This window comes from Anaerotruncus colihominis (assembly GCF_010206195.1).
Lineage (GTDB): Bacteria > Bacillota > Clostridia > Oscillospirales > Ruminococcaceae > Anaerotruncus > Anaerotruncus colihominis_A.
Genome location: NZ_VIQT01000003.1, coordinates 38,269 through 51,865, shown reverse-complemented (window position 1 = coordinate 51,865; position 13,597 = coordinate 38,269). Strand labels below are relative to the sequence as shown.

Sequence of the window (13,597 nt, the reverse complement as noted above, 5' to 3'; positions counted from 1 at the left end):
ATCACATATTCGCGGTTTGTCAAGTCCTAAAATCGTAGACGCATAAAGACAGGCCGTCAAAGCGTTTCCCATCATTGCCGCGCGGCTTGTTTTTATGCGGCGGCCCCGCTGCTGTTCGCGGCGCGTGCAATGGAAGTCTTGTGCGTTTTTTTCAGGAGCGCCGGAAAGCCCCCTGTTCCCAGGCGGCCAGAAGCGCAGCGTATTCCGCGTAACGGTGCGGACGGATAGGCCGCACCGGCGGAGATGTTGTAAAATACAGCACCAATGCCTCGCCGATGCGCGGATAGTCGCTGACAAAGTCGTATCCGCACAGCTCCCCGGCGCGAATACGCCGCTTGATCTGGTTGTGATATGGGTACAAATCGCATCGCCTCCTGCACCAGGCAAGGGCCTGGAACCATTTCGCGCTCTGGGCCTTTTCTTATGTCCAAAGCAAATGCCCGCGTCCGGGGTGGTTCCAAACTGGGCAGGCTTGCCACCAGGCAAGGGCCTGGAGCCATTTCGTGCTCTGGGCCTTTTCTTATGTCCAAAGCAACTGCCCGCGTCCGGGGTGGTTCCAAACTGGGCAGGCTTTCCAACTGGTATGCCGCAAATGCATACAAACATACAAACAGGTTGTTCAAACAGGATCATAGTGAAGCAATGAAGAATTCGCATGATTTGTTAGAGTGCTTATTTGTTTCCTGAATTTGATTTTTCAAACAGCCCCTGGCCAAATGGACGCGCTTTTAACAGAATGCCGCAACAATTTGTTTTTATTAATCAGAAAAAGTATGGGATTTTTTTAACGTCTGTTCGTATAAGAAACCAAGCAAAGAAACACTGCGATAAATACACAGGAGGAATCAGTAATGAGCGATGCTTTGCGCAGATTGTTGGCTCATACCTTATCCGACAGGCTGTCCGACCAAACCGGTTTTGAGCAGGCCGCACAGGCCGCCGGGCTGAACCTGCAGGAAACGCAGGAGGCCTGGCGGGATTGGCGGGACGGCGGTTTTGCCCCGCTTTCTGACGACGTCCTGTCCGATGTGGCCGGCGGGAGCTACCCCAAGGGCGGCCTTTGCTGATTTTAAAACCCTATGCGTAAAGGGGGAGGCCCGTGTACCGTGAATCCAGGAGGAAACGCTCCGGGCGCTTTGAAGAACAGCTTTCCGGAGCGAATTTCCTGCGCCGGGAGCTGCACGATCAGCTCTGCAGGCTCGCGTATCTGCCAGATATTGGATACAGAACGCGCGATCCGGTTTACTCGATCACAGAGGCCTTTTCCACGCGTTTTACCCTGGAAGGGCAAAGGCTGACCGGGCAGATGCTGGAGCAGAACGGACAACCGCTTGAAGGAGGAACGGCCCGTCCGGCGGAACAGATGCCTTATCAGGTGTCGGAGGCACAGCGGCAAAGCGGGCTGCGGCTGCAAAAATTCGCGGACGCCGCTTTTTCAAAGGGGACGCTTGCGGCCGGGATTCTCGGCGGGCAGGGACGTATGATGCTGGTAAGCAGCCTAAAAAGGACGCTTGGCCAGCCCGAACCGGTCAATGAACGCCAGCAAATCCTAAAGGGGAGCTCGTCCGTTCAGAAGAATCTGCCGGGAAACGAGGGACAGACCGTTTACAACCGGCAGGACGTTAAAAGCGCCGTCGGCCTGGTGGTGAGCAGCCTGCGCAGCGCGGGCCGCCTGTTTCAGACGATGGCCGAGGCCGCTGAAGGACCGCAGAGTCCTCTTGCGCAGGCCGATAACGAGGTCCTGCTCAGAATGTATCCGTTTTTATCCATACGCGATGACCAGAAAACGCTGAATGTCTGGCGGCTGCGCCTCAAGGAGCTTGAGGGTGTGGAGTCGGAGCGCGGGCCAGCTGATTTGCTCCGCCGCAGCATCTCCAGCCTTGAGGCGTTGATCCAGAGAAAACAGTCTCAGAAAATACAGTTTATCAGCCGGTTGAGCGTACTGCGCGACAATGCCGGGCAGGCGGAGCGGCTTTTTTCCGCCAAGGGCTTTGCGGAGGAGCTGGCTGCGGAATTGACAGCGGCCGCCATGCCGCCGGAGGATGGCCGCCGCCGCGGTGTGGCCCGAAGGTACAGCCAAAAGGAGGATGGGGATGAACCAGAGAGCGTCGCCGGCGAACAACCAAAGCCAGAGGACGCGGCAGGAGAGGACGCCGCCAATTCAGACGTCTGAACCCATCCAAAGCCGGTCTTTCCAGGCGGCGGAGGTCCTGCGGGCCGCCGCAGGCGCGCGTGGAACAGGCCGGGAGACGCTGCGGCGGTTGTGCGCCACACTTGGCAACAGCCGGATGCTGCGGCTCATCAACGCCGCGCCGGACCGTCCGCCCGATCCCATATGCGCGCGGACGCCGTCGGGACTGAAAGGGGCGGCGCAGGCAGTCCCGGAAAACAGGATTTCCCCTGGCGAAGCGCCCTGGGCGTCCGCCGCCCGGTTCGACGGGATGGAGCTGACGGCGCTTACACCGTCGCCGGCGCCATGGGCGGCAAAAGGAGGCTGCGATGGATACGCTGGCATCCCTGCTGGAGCAGGCGGGCTATGATTTCCTTGTCAGGGGGGAGGAAGCCCACCTGATCTTTACAGATGGACGGGTGCGCTGGCATGCCGTCTGTGTGGAACAAGCAGAAGCCGTTTTGATCTACTCCAAATACCCTTTCCGGATGGAGGACGAGACGCGGGCGCTGCGCGCCTGCAATCAGCTGAACGCCGCCGATCCCTGGGCGCATTTCTATTTGGAGGACGGCGGCGTGATCGTCCGCACCCGTGTGGACCTGACAGACGCGTTTTATGCGCGGGAATTGTTTTTACGCGGCGCGGGCGCGCATTGCGCGTCGGTATCCGGCCATTGGCGGGAGCTGTTTGCCTGCGCCGGCAAAAATCCGCCGCATTTTCAAATCACTGGTTAGTAAAGCTGGCCAAAGCGCCAATTTACGATAATTTTAAAATTCACTCATCCAACCGAAGCGATCAAAACGAGAGGAGGCATCCGATTTCGCAGGGAAATCGGAACGTTGTTATGGCAGAATACTTATCACCGGGCGTCTATGTCGAGGAAGTTGAATCCGGTGCGGTCCCAATGGAAGGGGTCAGCACCAGCACAGCCGGCTTTATTGGAATGGCGGAGCGCGGACCCGTGATCGGGCGTCCGCAGCTTGTGACCAATTTCGCCGATTACCAGCGGATGTATGGCTCCTACTTGTCCGAGGCGAAGTACGGCGATTACCGCTTTCTGCCCTATGCGGTGGAGCAGTTTTTCCTCAATGGCGGTTCCCGTGCGTTTATCATGCGCGTTGTGCCGCAGGGGGCGAAGTGCAGCGCCACCAGCGGCTCTGCGGTTTTAAAGTTCACAGCCGCTAATCCCGGCGAATGGGGCGACCGCCTGCGCGTGATCGTCACCCCAGCCAGCAAGGCCAAGACGCAGGCGCTTGAGGCGATCGACGACCGCAGCGTGCGCGTCAAGAGCTGCGATGGCTTTACGGCCGGCGATGTCGTTGAATTTTACGACGGCAGAACGCTCTCCCACAACAGGGTCAAGTCGGCCATCGACGGTGTGCTCTCCTTTGAGGAGCCGATCGGCTGCGATATTGTCGATACCAACCTGTTGCCGAAAAAGGTCATCAAGACTTGTGAATTCAATGTCTCGGTCCGCTTTGAGGACGCCGAGGAAACATATCTGAACGTTTCACTCAATGAGTCTGCGTCAAGCTACATCGCAGCCCGTATGCAGAAATCCGAACTTGTCACCGTCGAGGTGGGCAAGGTTCCGGCACAGCCCGCCGCTGCCCCGGCCTCCGCGGAGAAAAAGGACGACAAGAAAGACGATAAAGCTCCGGCCTTGGTCCCGGCGGCAAAAACTGCGGGCGTGATGCCGCCGTATAAGGCGGTCGGCGGCGTGGGCGAAAGCCTCTCGCTTGGTTTCTTTGGCGGCAGCGACGGCAATATTGAAGGAACCAAGGCGTCTGACTATATGGGTTCGGACAACGGGCCTGGCAAGCGCACCGGCATCCAGGCGTTTTTGGAGAACGCACAGGTCAGCATCATGGCGGTTCCGGGCGTCACCGATTCCGACGTTCAGCTTGCGCTGGTTGCGCACTGTGAGAACACAAAGAGCCGCTTTGCGGTTCTCGACATCCCGCTGGATAAGAAGAAGGTCGGCGATGTGCTCGACCATCGCAACATGTTCGATACCAGCTATGCGGCGCTCTATCATCCGTGGCTCGAGGTATTTGACCCGCTGGCGCGCAAAAGCTCCTATATGCCGCCCTCCGGCGCGATGGTCGGCATCTACGCCCGCACCGATACGGAACGCGGCGTCCAGAAGGCCCCCGCGAACGAGGTTGTCCGGGGCTGCACAGGGCTTTCCTGCCCATATAATGAGGGCGAGCAGGATATCCTGAATCCGCAGGGCGTCAACCTGATCCGCAGCTTTACCGGGCGCGGTATCCGCGTCTGGGGCGCGCGTACCGCCTCGTCCAACCCGCTGTGGAAATACATCAACGTCCGCCGCCTCTTTATCTTTGTGGAGGAATCGCTCAAGGCGAACACCAACTGGGTGGTCTTTGAACCGAACAGCGAAGCCCTCTGGAGCCGCGTGCAGCGCACAATCGAGCTGTTCCTCTCCTCCATGTGGCGCTCAGGTGCGCTGGCCGGCGCCTCGCCGGGCGAGGCGTTCTTTGTCAATATCGGCCGCAGTACCATGACTCAGGACGATATTGATAACGGCCGGCTGATCTGCAACATCGGCATTGCGCCGGTCAGGCCCGCCGAATTTGTGATCTTCCGCATCACGCAGCATACGGTCGAATCCGCTGGCTGATCACGGCAGTGGATGTGAATCTGATAGAAAGGATAGGCAACTATGGCTGACTCAACCATCAGGTACCCATACAGAACGTTCCGATACACCGTCGAGATTGACGGTATCGCCCGCGGCGGCTTCAGCGAGGTTTCCGGCTTTGACCTCAATGTAGACGTGGTGGAATACCGGGAGGGCGACGATTTGCGCAACACCCCGCGCAAGCTGCCCGGACTGACCAAATACGGCAACATCACCTTTAAATGGGGCGTTGTCGGCGACATGGAGATGCTCGACTGGCTTTATACTGTCGCCTCCAGCGACCAGGCGCCGCCGACCGGCGTCGAGCGCAAGAATATCACAGTCACGCTGATCGACGATACAGGCGCGGACGGCCCGCAGTGGACCATCATCAACGCCTGGCCGGTCCGCTACTCGATCCCCGACTTAAACGCTCTCGGCAGCGAGGTGGCCATCGAGTCGATCGAAATTTGCCACGAGGGACTCACCAGGGTAAGCTCCGGTGACGCCGGAACGCCCTCCGCGGTCTGACCAATCAGATCCTGACGGCCCGCGCCCGCCTTAAAAGGGCGGCGCGCGGGCGCTTATGATGATACCGGAGGTTACTATGCAGACGACGTTTGAATTTATGCTGCCGCGCGGCTATGTGGATGAAAACGGCGAGGTCCATCGCAGCGGGACTATGCGTCTGGCCACGGCGGCAGATGAAATCCTGCCGCTGCGCGACCCGCGGGTTCAGCAAAACGGGGGATATCTTTCGATCATCCTGCTTTCGCGGGTGATCACAAAGCTGGGCACACTGCCCGCCATCAGCACCAAGGTGATCGAAAACCTGTTTACGGTGGACATCGCCTATCTTCAGGACCTCTATCAAAGGATCAACCTGGCTGATACGCCGGTTTACAAGGCGGTCTGTCCCAAATGCGGCGAGGAGATAGAGCTGCCGCTGGATTTTTTGATCGAGTAGGGCTTGTCCTGTATCCCTCTGACAGGCTCTACGAGGAGATGGCGTTTTTGGCCTATTACCTGCACTGGGGGCACGATGAGGTCATGAGCCTCGACCACCGGGAACGCAGGCGGTGGTGCGCGGAGCTTTCCAAGATCAACAAGCGGCTCAACGGGACTCCTAAAAATGTATTTGAAGCCTGAACGGCCGCTTTCAGACGGCTTATAAAATCAACGGGAGGAGGCGCTGCCGCGGGACGCGGCGGAATGAACGATGGTATCTGGCGCAACGACCGAGATTTTAACCCATCCATATCGCGTCTTTCGATACAAGGTCGAGATCGAATCGATCACAGCGGGCGCCTTTTCCGAGGTGTCCGGCCTGGAGGCCACGGTCGACGTGGTGGAATACCGCACAGGAAATGCCAGCCGCCCAACCGTACAGAAGCTTCCAGGGCTGACACGGTATGGCAACGTGCGGCTTTCGCGTGGAATCATCGGGGAGCTGGATACGCTTGCCTGGCTGCATTCCGCGGCGGCGGACGGCACCAGCGGGCCGACCGGAATCCAGCGCAGGCTGGTGACCATTACCCTGCTGGACGACGCCGGCAACGACGGGCCGCGTTGGGAGCTGGTCAATGCCTGGCCGGTTTCCTATCGTGTGTCCGGCCTTAACGCCGCTTCCAGCGAGGTGGCTCTGGAAGTGTTGGAACTTGCGCATGAAGGGTTCACCAGGTTGGACCCGCCCGATTCCACCGGGACCTCCGATAAGAGCATCGGTTCCATTCTCTCCTATCTGGCCGCGCCGGCCGGCGGATGAAGCGATGTGAAAGGGGAAGGTCGGTATGGGTGTGTTTGATGAAAATCTAAACTGTTATTTCCATGTGGCGATCGGTGCGGATCTCGACGGAAATTTTTCATCGGTACAGGGTATCGGTTTTGAATTTGAGATGGAAACCTATGCGGAGGGCGGCCGCAACGACGGCCCGCTATTCTTCCGGCGCAACACTGTCCCACAGCGGCTCGTCCTGGAGGGTGGGATTATGTCGAGTTTCCAGATGGAGCTGTGGATGCGCGCAGCCGTACTCGGCACAACGGTTCCGGTTTTGGGGCTGATCCAGCTTTGCAATGAAAAGGGCGTTCCCATGCACGGCTGGACGATCACCGGCGCGTATCCGGTCAAATATGAAGGCCCGATTCTCAACGCTTTGGAGGGGCAGGTTGCCGTTTCCCGGATCGAGCTGATGCATACCGGGCTGCTGCAGCTATTTTAAGAGCCTTTTTGAGGGCTTCCATTGCTCTCCGGGGGCTTGCCGCAGCGGTTATTAACAGGCGTCCCCCTCCCCTGCCCGTTGACCAAAGACATTGGAATATGGGCGGGGTACTCTTATTTCATCATGGAGGATACAGACCGATGAAATGCCTGAGCGGAAAATTGCATACAGCCGTCAGAGCGGTCACTCCGAGCTTCGGCCGGCTTACCGCACGGACAGGCCGCCTGGAAGCTGGATGGACGCTCCGGACGGCGGGTGCGGGCAATTTTGCATGCAGAATAGCCGAGCGGGCGGTACGGCGCGCCCCCGACGGATGGCGAAGATTTTCCATGGTTGATCTGGAGGAGGGCGCGCAGGAAACGCCGGGACAGCAAGTACAGAGCCAGCCCTTCCCGCCTGTCCATATCCGTATGCTCTTTCGGATTTATGGTCCGGACCATGAGCCGCCGGCGTTTTATCTGCACTGGATGGAGCAGTTTTTGGAACGCCGGGCCGCGCGGGCGGACTGTGCCTTGTCTCCGGATGGACTCAGCGGTCGGCGTATAAGCGGTGCAGCCTATCCGCCGCCGCTGACGCGGACACTGCGGCAGCCGGCCGGGCTGTCCGGACGCACGCACGCGCTGCTGTGGAAAACAGCATGGACGCACGCTTTCGCGATGGAAACAGACAGGGCGCTGCTTTATGAGAGAAAAGCGTCGTTGGAAAAGAAGGAACCGCAGCATCGTCTGCTGTGTACGCCTATCCGGACCGTGTGGACAACCTCCCATGCAGCGCAGTCCGCGCCAGGGGAAGAACAGGCGAACCGTAAAACGGCTGGCCCAATGCGCCCCCATATGGCGGGCGATTGGTCTGGCCTGGCCTGTCCTGGCCGCATGGATGCTCCAGCGCCCTGGCGGCCGGAATGGCAGGCTGGGGGGATGACGGTTGGCGGCGCGGCGCCGGCGCTGTATCGAGAGGCTGATATGGGCGGCGTGTCTGGAAGCAGGCTCCCGTCTTGGACTTTGGCCGCTGCGTCCGCAGCGGCGCTGCCGCCTCAAAATGCCCGCGGATCTTTGGAGCGTCTTTTTGGTATCGCCGAAGCACAGAAAAACTTACCGGGCGGGATGCTGTATCCCGGTCGCGGCAGTGCGCCTTTTGGGTCGGCATGGGCGCGCGCCGGCGGCTTAAATGGACAGAGGTATCCCACGCTTCTTTTTGAACAGCCCGAGCAAGTGGGAGCCCTGCCGGCACAGGCTGGCGTGCCGATGCAGCCGGATGACGGCAGGCATATCCGGAAGCTTTTTTCCACGGGGCCGTATGCGATGCTGCAACGGCTGCTTCTGGCTTGCGTCCCGAAGCTTCTGAGACCATCAACCGCATGGGCGAAAGCCTCCGGGCGGGATGTGGCTGCTTTCATACAGGCGGCAAACGGCCATCGCCCGCCGCCCGCCCCCCTGCGGATGGGGCGGGCGGGGGAATCCGCGCAGAGGGCAGGCGCTCATGTTCGCCATCCGTCTGTTTTTCTACCGCAAGCCGGGTGGGGAGCAGCGTTTGCGCAGAATGCGAATCCCCGCCGCCTGTCTGCGCCGCCGCTCAAAGCGGCGGGGGGAAGCTCGAGGGTGCGAAGCCGGCTTCCCCGGGCCGTATACGGCGCGAAAGCGCCGCTGCCGGTTCTGTCGGGTAATATAACAGGAACGCCGCCCTTTGAACAGATTGAGTCGGACGGCGGCCCGCAGGCGGCCGTTCGGGGGCGAATGCGGGTTCCGGCTGTTTTGACGCCCGGACTGGACAGTCCTTTCAGCAAGAGCTTTCACGACACTGGTATTCCCCCCGGATTCGAAGGCATCCCGACAGGCGGCGTGTCTTTAACCGGCCGGTTGGCGTACTGTGGTATTGCGGGCCGCGCCCTGTTCAGTCAGAAGACAGGCAGCAGTGGTTTGCGGCCGCAGAGCGGTATGTCGGACGGATGGCGTCCTGGACGCGATCCGGTGTGGCTGATCGACCGCGAGGAGGCGTTTTCCCCGGCCTGGATGGATGCTCCCGCCGCTGTAGGAGAGCCGCGCGATGCGGTTTCCCTGAACGGGTCCGCACAGGCGCTGCGTATGGGGCTGACGCGGCTTTTAAGCGGCCTGGGAAGAACGCCCGGCCCGGTGCGCCCAATATGCGGCGGCCTCTTTGGCCACGGAGCGGATAGGGGGAACCAGCATGTGCCGCGTGCGCAATGGATGCCCTGGCCGCGGCGTCCGGCGTTCGGGGAAAGCGCATCGGGACAAATCGCCCCTGCGCTCTTTGCGTGGGAGGCGGGCCTTGCAGCCCCGCTGGCTCGATATCGATATGGAACATATACAGACAGCGCCGGCGCAAACGCGTCCGGCCGGCTTGAAAAGCGCTGGTTTTCAAGCCGGTATTCACAGGCGACTGCCCGGACAGCGACAGGAAGCCGCAAAGCCGGGTTTGCGCAAAGCCGGGACAGGCTGTTTTCACTGTGGACGAATGGCACAGACGCCGGACCGCTCATTCTGCTTGCCGAGAAAGCACGGGTGCAGCCAACCACGTTTTTGCCGGAAGGGACGATGTCCGGGCTGCAACCGCCGGCGTTGTTTTATCGTTTGCTTTCAAAACGCCTGGAGCGCCTGACGAATGTACCGGAAGGTTTAGAGCCGGAGGCGCAAAGGCTTCCGGTGGCAGGGGGGCACAGCCGGAGTGCGCGGCGCGCGTATAAACGGCCCGGCGCTAAGGTTTTGCCGGACACGCGCCGTGCGCCGGTACGCATCCGGCTTTCAGAACGTCTGACAAAGCTTGTGGAAGGCGCGCTGCCCGGACAGGAAACGACTGTGGAATCTACGGCGGGCACACGACGTATCGCGCTGCTTGCCGGACGTGCGCCGCAGACGCCCGCCACGCTTATGGAGCTTCTTTCCGGGCCGAGCCGGGAGGATGGCCGCATATTTTCCGCAGCGGAGCTTGTGCTTTATGCGCCGGAAGCGGCGGATGGCGGCGGCCCGCGGCTGGGCGGGGAGCATTGGCCGCCGTTTGGCGGCCAGCCGGCCGGCCGTGTGATAAGAACCGATGCGCGTGAGCGCCGGGACGGGCGGACGCAGGCTGCCATAGACGGGAGCCGTGCGCAGTCCGCAGACCGCGGCTGGGATGAGCTGCACGCCAGCCGCAGCCTGCGGCAAAACCGCAGCCTGCTCATGCAGGCGCGGGGAGGGCCTGCGCGGATGTCCGCGCGCCTTGCCGGGCAAACCCCTGATCTGGCCGGAGCGATTGAACGGCGGGGGCGGATCGCTCTTTTGACACTGGAACAGCAGCGGGCGGAGCAGACGCCGTTGTCGCTTGAAATGGCGCTCTCGGGCCGTCAGGGACCGATGCGCCAGGTATTCAATCCCTCGGAAATTGTGATGCTCAATCCGCCCGCCTATCTGGGGCGGTTCGGTGAAGGCTCCTCCAGGCCGGTTGGACGGCAGGACTGGAAAAAGGTCGGCTGGTCGGATGCTCCGCGCGGGACGTTCCCCGCAGGAGGGCAGGGCGCGGCCGAAGCGCAGCCAGGCGGCCCGCTTCCCGCGCAGACATCCGGCGAACGGGCGCGGCAGGCGCAGTCCTTTTTCCGTGCACGGGCCGAGCTGGCCCGGCGCGAACGTGAGGAGGGCGGCATTGTGCCGGCCGGCGTGCCGCCGCGCTTGAGGATGCCGGATATCGCTTATAAAGAGCGTGGGATGGCCGCCGCAGGGCGCTTGTCTTCTCAAGCGGCGGGACGGCCGCGTTCGCTCAACACACCTGTGCGGGCCATACGGGAAACGCAGGTGGTCCGGCAGTCCGGGCAGGTGAGCGAAGCGGAATTAAGCCGGATGGCGGATCAGATCTATCGGAAGCTGGAAAGCAGGATCAGCGCCGAACGCAGACGGTTCGGGCTGTAATACACAGAAAAGCGCAGGTGAAAACAAGATATGCCGTTATTGCTGCAAAAGGCGAAAATCTATCAGATCGACCCGCCGCCAACCCTTCTGCAATCGCCCATCACCGTCCTGTTCAATCCGTCTGAATATGTGATTGAACGCACGGTGAACTACGCGGAGCATGTGATCCAGGGGCTTGACCTGCCCATTGCGCAGTTTGTCAACGGCAGCGCCGAACGGCTCACCATGAACCTGTTTTTTGATACATATGAAGCGGGTTCGAGCGCCGGGAGCATCGTCGATTCAGTGAAGCTGGCGGCAACCAGCCTGCTGCCCGAGGTCGGGAAGATCAATGTAACTGAGTACACGAGCCGGATTTACGCGCTGATGGATGTGGCGGGTGACCGGCATGCACCGCCGCTGGTGGAATTTCGATGGGGCGGGCTTTCGTTTCAGGGGTATGTCGTTTCGGTGCGGCAGGAGTTTTTGATGTTCACCTTTACCGGCAAACCTGTGCGCGCCAGACTGGAGGTCACATTCCAGCGACATATTTCCCCGCAGGATCAGCTTACGGGGGAGCCGCGCAACTCGCCGGACCGCACAAAATATTGGACCGTACAGGCGGGGGATACCCTCACCGCCATCGCAGCGCAGGAGTACGGCGATCCGGAGCTGTGGCGCGAGATCGCCCGAGTCAACCGGATCGATAATCCAAGGCTGCTGAAAACCGGACAGGTAATCAAAATACCGGCGTGGCTGTAAACGCCGCGGCCGGACAAAGGAGGGCGGCGGATGGCGGCCATCACATTCAGCACAAGCAGCAGCTATGACTATGACCAGCTTGAACAGAAATATAAGGGCTTCGCCGCCCCGTCGTTTGAAATCCTAGTGGGAGGCGTGAAGCTCGCCGGCCAGATGTGCCAGCTGCAATCGATTGAGATCAACATTCCGGTCGGAGCCGGGGATGGCGCCCGGCGCAGCGAGGCCAGCTCCTGTACCTTTCAGCTTTCCGGCCAGTTCGATCTGGATAAAAGCGCGTTCACTGGGGATTTGCTCGCCAAGCTGGAGGTTGGGAAAAAGGTCGAGGTCAACGGCGGATATAACACGCGGATCACGCTCTTTGTGGGGCTGATCGTCCATGTGCGCCACACCTACAGCCCGGAGGGGATCAGCATCACGGTGGAGGCCATGGACGCATCTGTCCTGCTGCGCAATATCAAAAAATCGGTGGCTTATGAGCAGGAGGATCAGGACGCGGTGATTCAGAAGCTGTTGGAGCAGTGCACAGTCAACGGCTATGCCAAGCTGGGAAAGGTCAGCAAGATCGGCCAAAATAAGATCCGGTTGATTCAATCAGGTATGGATGACAGTGAATTCATCACACATCTGGCGCGCCGCGCAGGATATTGCTTTGCGATTATCCATGGGCAGGTAATTTTTACGGAGCTTTATAAAAAAACCGACGCCCTGATGACGCTGGAATATGGCAGGCACCTTAAAAGCTTTGAAAAGGAGCTTGACAGCAGCCGTCAGATCGGCAAGGTGACGGTCTGCTCCGTGGGCGTGGGGCTTGCCCCGGAGATGGCTGAAATCACTGCGACAGATATTTCCGGCACAGGCTCCAAGACGGCGCTTACGATGATGCCGGCCCTCAAGACGCGCCAGCTCGATTATCAGGACCCGCTGGAGTTTACAGCCGCAGGCTTAAAAAGGGTAGCGCAGGCCATTTTTAACGAGCGGTCGATGGAATTTGTCAGCGGCCGCGGCTCCTGTATCGGACTGCCGGAGCTGGTGCCCGGCCGCTATCTGAAAATCGGTGGTATGGACAAGCATACAAACGGGCTTTATTTTATCTCGCGGGTGGTGCACCGTTATTCGGAACAGGGCTTTACCACCGACTTTGAATTGAAGGGGGCGCGCACCAATTGAGCATTCTGGACCAGCTTGACGCGAACCGCAGTGAAATGACACAGCTCGCAGCCGTCCCCGGGGTGGCGCTGGCAAAGGTCACAAACACCCAGGACCCGGACAAGCTTGACCGGGTGCGCTGTCAACTGCTTACAAAAAATCCCGAGGTCAAGGAAACAAACTGGGCCTGGGTCATGAACTTTATGGGCGGCAAGAGCTATGGGGCGACCTTTTTCCCGGATGTGGGAGATGTGGTGGTGCTTGGCTTTCTGGGCGGCGACCTGCACAGCCCGGTTGTGCTGGGCAGCGTTTGGACAAAGGAATCCGCCGGCCCTTACCACTATCAGGATGGCAAGAACGAAATTCGCAGCATCAGGACGCCGTCGGGAGCGGAGCTTCTTTTGGACGACACCAAGGACAAGGAGAAAATCAGCATCACCACCAAAAAGGGCAGCAGCCTTGTGCTTGACGATGGAGGAGAGACGCTTGCCTTTGCGGACAAGGATGGCAAAAACGGGATAACGGTTGCTTTGAAAAACGGCGAGATCACCATCCAGGCCGAGAAAAAAATTACGTTCAAGGCGGGAACGAACGCGACCGTTGTGCTTGATGGAACGGGCGGGAAGGTTTCAGCCGAGGGCAAGACAAAGCTGGAGCTGAAAAGCGCCCAGATCGGCATGGAAGCGTCGGGCCAGTGTGAAATCAAGGCAAGCGGCCAACTGACGCTCCAGGCGAGCGGGTTGGCGAATCTCAAAGGCTCGATGGTCAAGATTAACTGATA

General features: G+C 60.1%; 15 protein-coding genes. 14 read left to right on the top strand and 1 reads right to left on the bottom strand.

Translation table 11 applies throughout. The annotated features are described in order from the left end of the window. Positions 1-151: 151 nt before the first annotated feature. Positions 152-361: a hypothetical protein gene (locus FMM72_RS01240; RefSeq protein ID WP_160209149.1), complete on the bottom strand. Its 210-nt coding sequence runs from the start codon at positions 359-361 to the stop codon at positions 152-154. Positions 362-851: 490 nt separating this feature from the next. On the opposite strand from FMM72_RS01240, the gene FMM72_RS01235 reads away from it, so the two are divergent. The 14 genes from FMM72_RS01235 to FMM72_RS01170 all read left to right on the top strand — a co-directional run bounded on the left by FMM72_RS01235 (position 852) and on the right by FMM72_RS01170 (position 13,595). After that, positions 852-1,067 carry a hypothetical protein gene (locus FMM72_RS01235; RefSeq protein WP_162220345.1) on the top strand — a complete coding sequence of 72 codons (216 nt, stop codon included), beginning with the start codon at positions 852-854 and terminating at the stop codon, positions 1,065-1,067. Positions 1,068-1,099: 32 nt separating this feature from the next. Continuing rightward, positions 1,100-2,173 (top strand): hypothetical protein, encoded by a 1,074-nt coding sequence (locus FMM72_RS01230; RefSeq protein WP_162220344.1) that lies wholly within the window; start codon positions 1,100-1,102, stop codon positions 2,171-2,173. Then, positions 2,094-2,540: a hypothetical protein gene (locus FMM72_RS01225; protein ID WP_162220343.1), complete on the top strand. Its 447-nt coding sequence runs from the start codon at positions 2,094-2,096 to the stop codon at positions 2,538-2,540. The genes FMM72_RS01230 and FMM72_RS01225 overlap by 80 nt, the downstream gene beginning before the upstream one ends. Then, positions 2,500-2,904, top strand: a complete 405-nt coding sequence (locus FMM72_RS01220; protein ID WP_160209145.1) for a YbjN domain-containing protein — start codon at positions 2,500-2,502, stop codon at positions 2,902-2,904. The genes FMM72_RS01225 and FMM72_RS01220 overlap by 41 nt, the downstream gene beginning before the upstream one ends. A 110-nt stretch (positions 2,905-3,014) precedes the next feature. After that, positions 3,015-4,814: a phage tail sheath family protein gene (locus tag FMM72_RS01215; RefSeq protein WP_162220342.1), complete on the top strand. Its 1,800-nt coding sequence runs from the start codon at positions 3,015-3,017 to the stop codon at positions 4,812-4,814. A gap of 42 nt (positions 4,815-4,856) precedes the next feature. After that, positions 4,857-5,345 carry a phage tail protein gene (locus FMM72_RS01210; protein WP_006874538.1) on the top strand — a complete coding sequence of 163 codons (489 nt, stop codon included), beginning with the start codon at positions 4,857-4,859 and terminating at the stop codon, positions 5,343-5,345. Positions 5,346-5,421: 76 nt separating this feature from the next. Beyond that, positions 5,422-5,781 carry a hypothetical protein gene (locus FMM72_RS01205; protein ID WP_024729702.1) on the top strand — a complete coding sequence of 120 codons (360 nt, stop codon included), beginning with the start codon at positions 5,422-5,424 and terminating at the stop codon, positions 5,779-5,781. Continuing rightward, positions 5,736-5,963, top strand: coding sequence for a DUF6760 family protein (locus tag FMM72_RS01200; RefSeq protein ID WP_160209143.1), 228 nt, complete (start codon positions 5,736-5,738; stop codon positions 5,961-5,963). The genes FMM72_RS01205 and FMM72_RS01200 overlap by 46 nt, the downstream gene beginning before the upstream one ends. A 70-nt stretch (positions 5,964-6,033) precedes the next feature. After that, positions 6,034-6,579 (top strand): phage tail protein, encoded by a 546-nt coding sequence (locus tag FMM72_RS01195; protein WP_162220341.1) that lies wholly within the window; start codon positions 6,034-6,036, stop codon positions 6,577-6,579. Positions 6,580-6,604: 25 nt separating this feature from the next. Then, a complete protein-coding gene (locus tag FMM72_RS01190; RefSeq protein WP_162220340.1) occupies positions 6,605-7,033 on the top strand; it encodes a phage tail protein in 429 nt (142 codons plus the stop codon). A gap of 140 nt (positions 7,034-7,173) precedes the next feature. Next, entirely contained in the window at positions 7,174-10,929 is a 3,756-nt protein-coding gene (locus FMM72_RS01185; protein ID WP_162220339.1) for a hypothetical protein, read from the top strand. Positions 10,930-10,959: 30 nt separating this feature from the next. Beyond that, positions 10,960-11,670 carry a LysM peptidoglycan-binding domain-containing protein gene (locus FMM72_RS01180; RefSeq protein WP_162220338.1) on the top strand — a complete coding sequence of 237 codons (711 nt, stop codon included), beginning with the start codon at positions 10,960-10,962 and terminating at the stop codon, positions 11,668-11,670. Positions 11,671-11,700: 30 nt separating this feature from the next. After that, positions 11,701-12,837 (top strand): phage late control D family protein, encoded by a 1,137-nt coding sequence (locus FMM72_RS01175; protein ID WP_160209138.1) that lies wholly within the window; start codon positions 11,701-11,703, stop codon positions 12,835-12,837. Next, on the top strand, positions 12,834-13,595 hold the full coding sequence (locus FMM72_RS01170) for a phage baseplate assembly protein V (protein ID WP_162220337.1): 762 nt from the start codon (positions 12,834-12,836) through the stop codon (positions 13,593-13,595). Before FMM72_RS01175 ends, FMM72_RS01170 begins: the two co-directional genes overlap by 4 nt. The last annotated feature ends 2 nt before the right edge of the window (positions 13,596-13,597 follow it).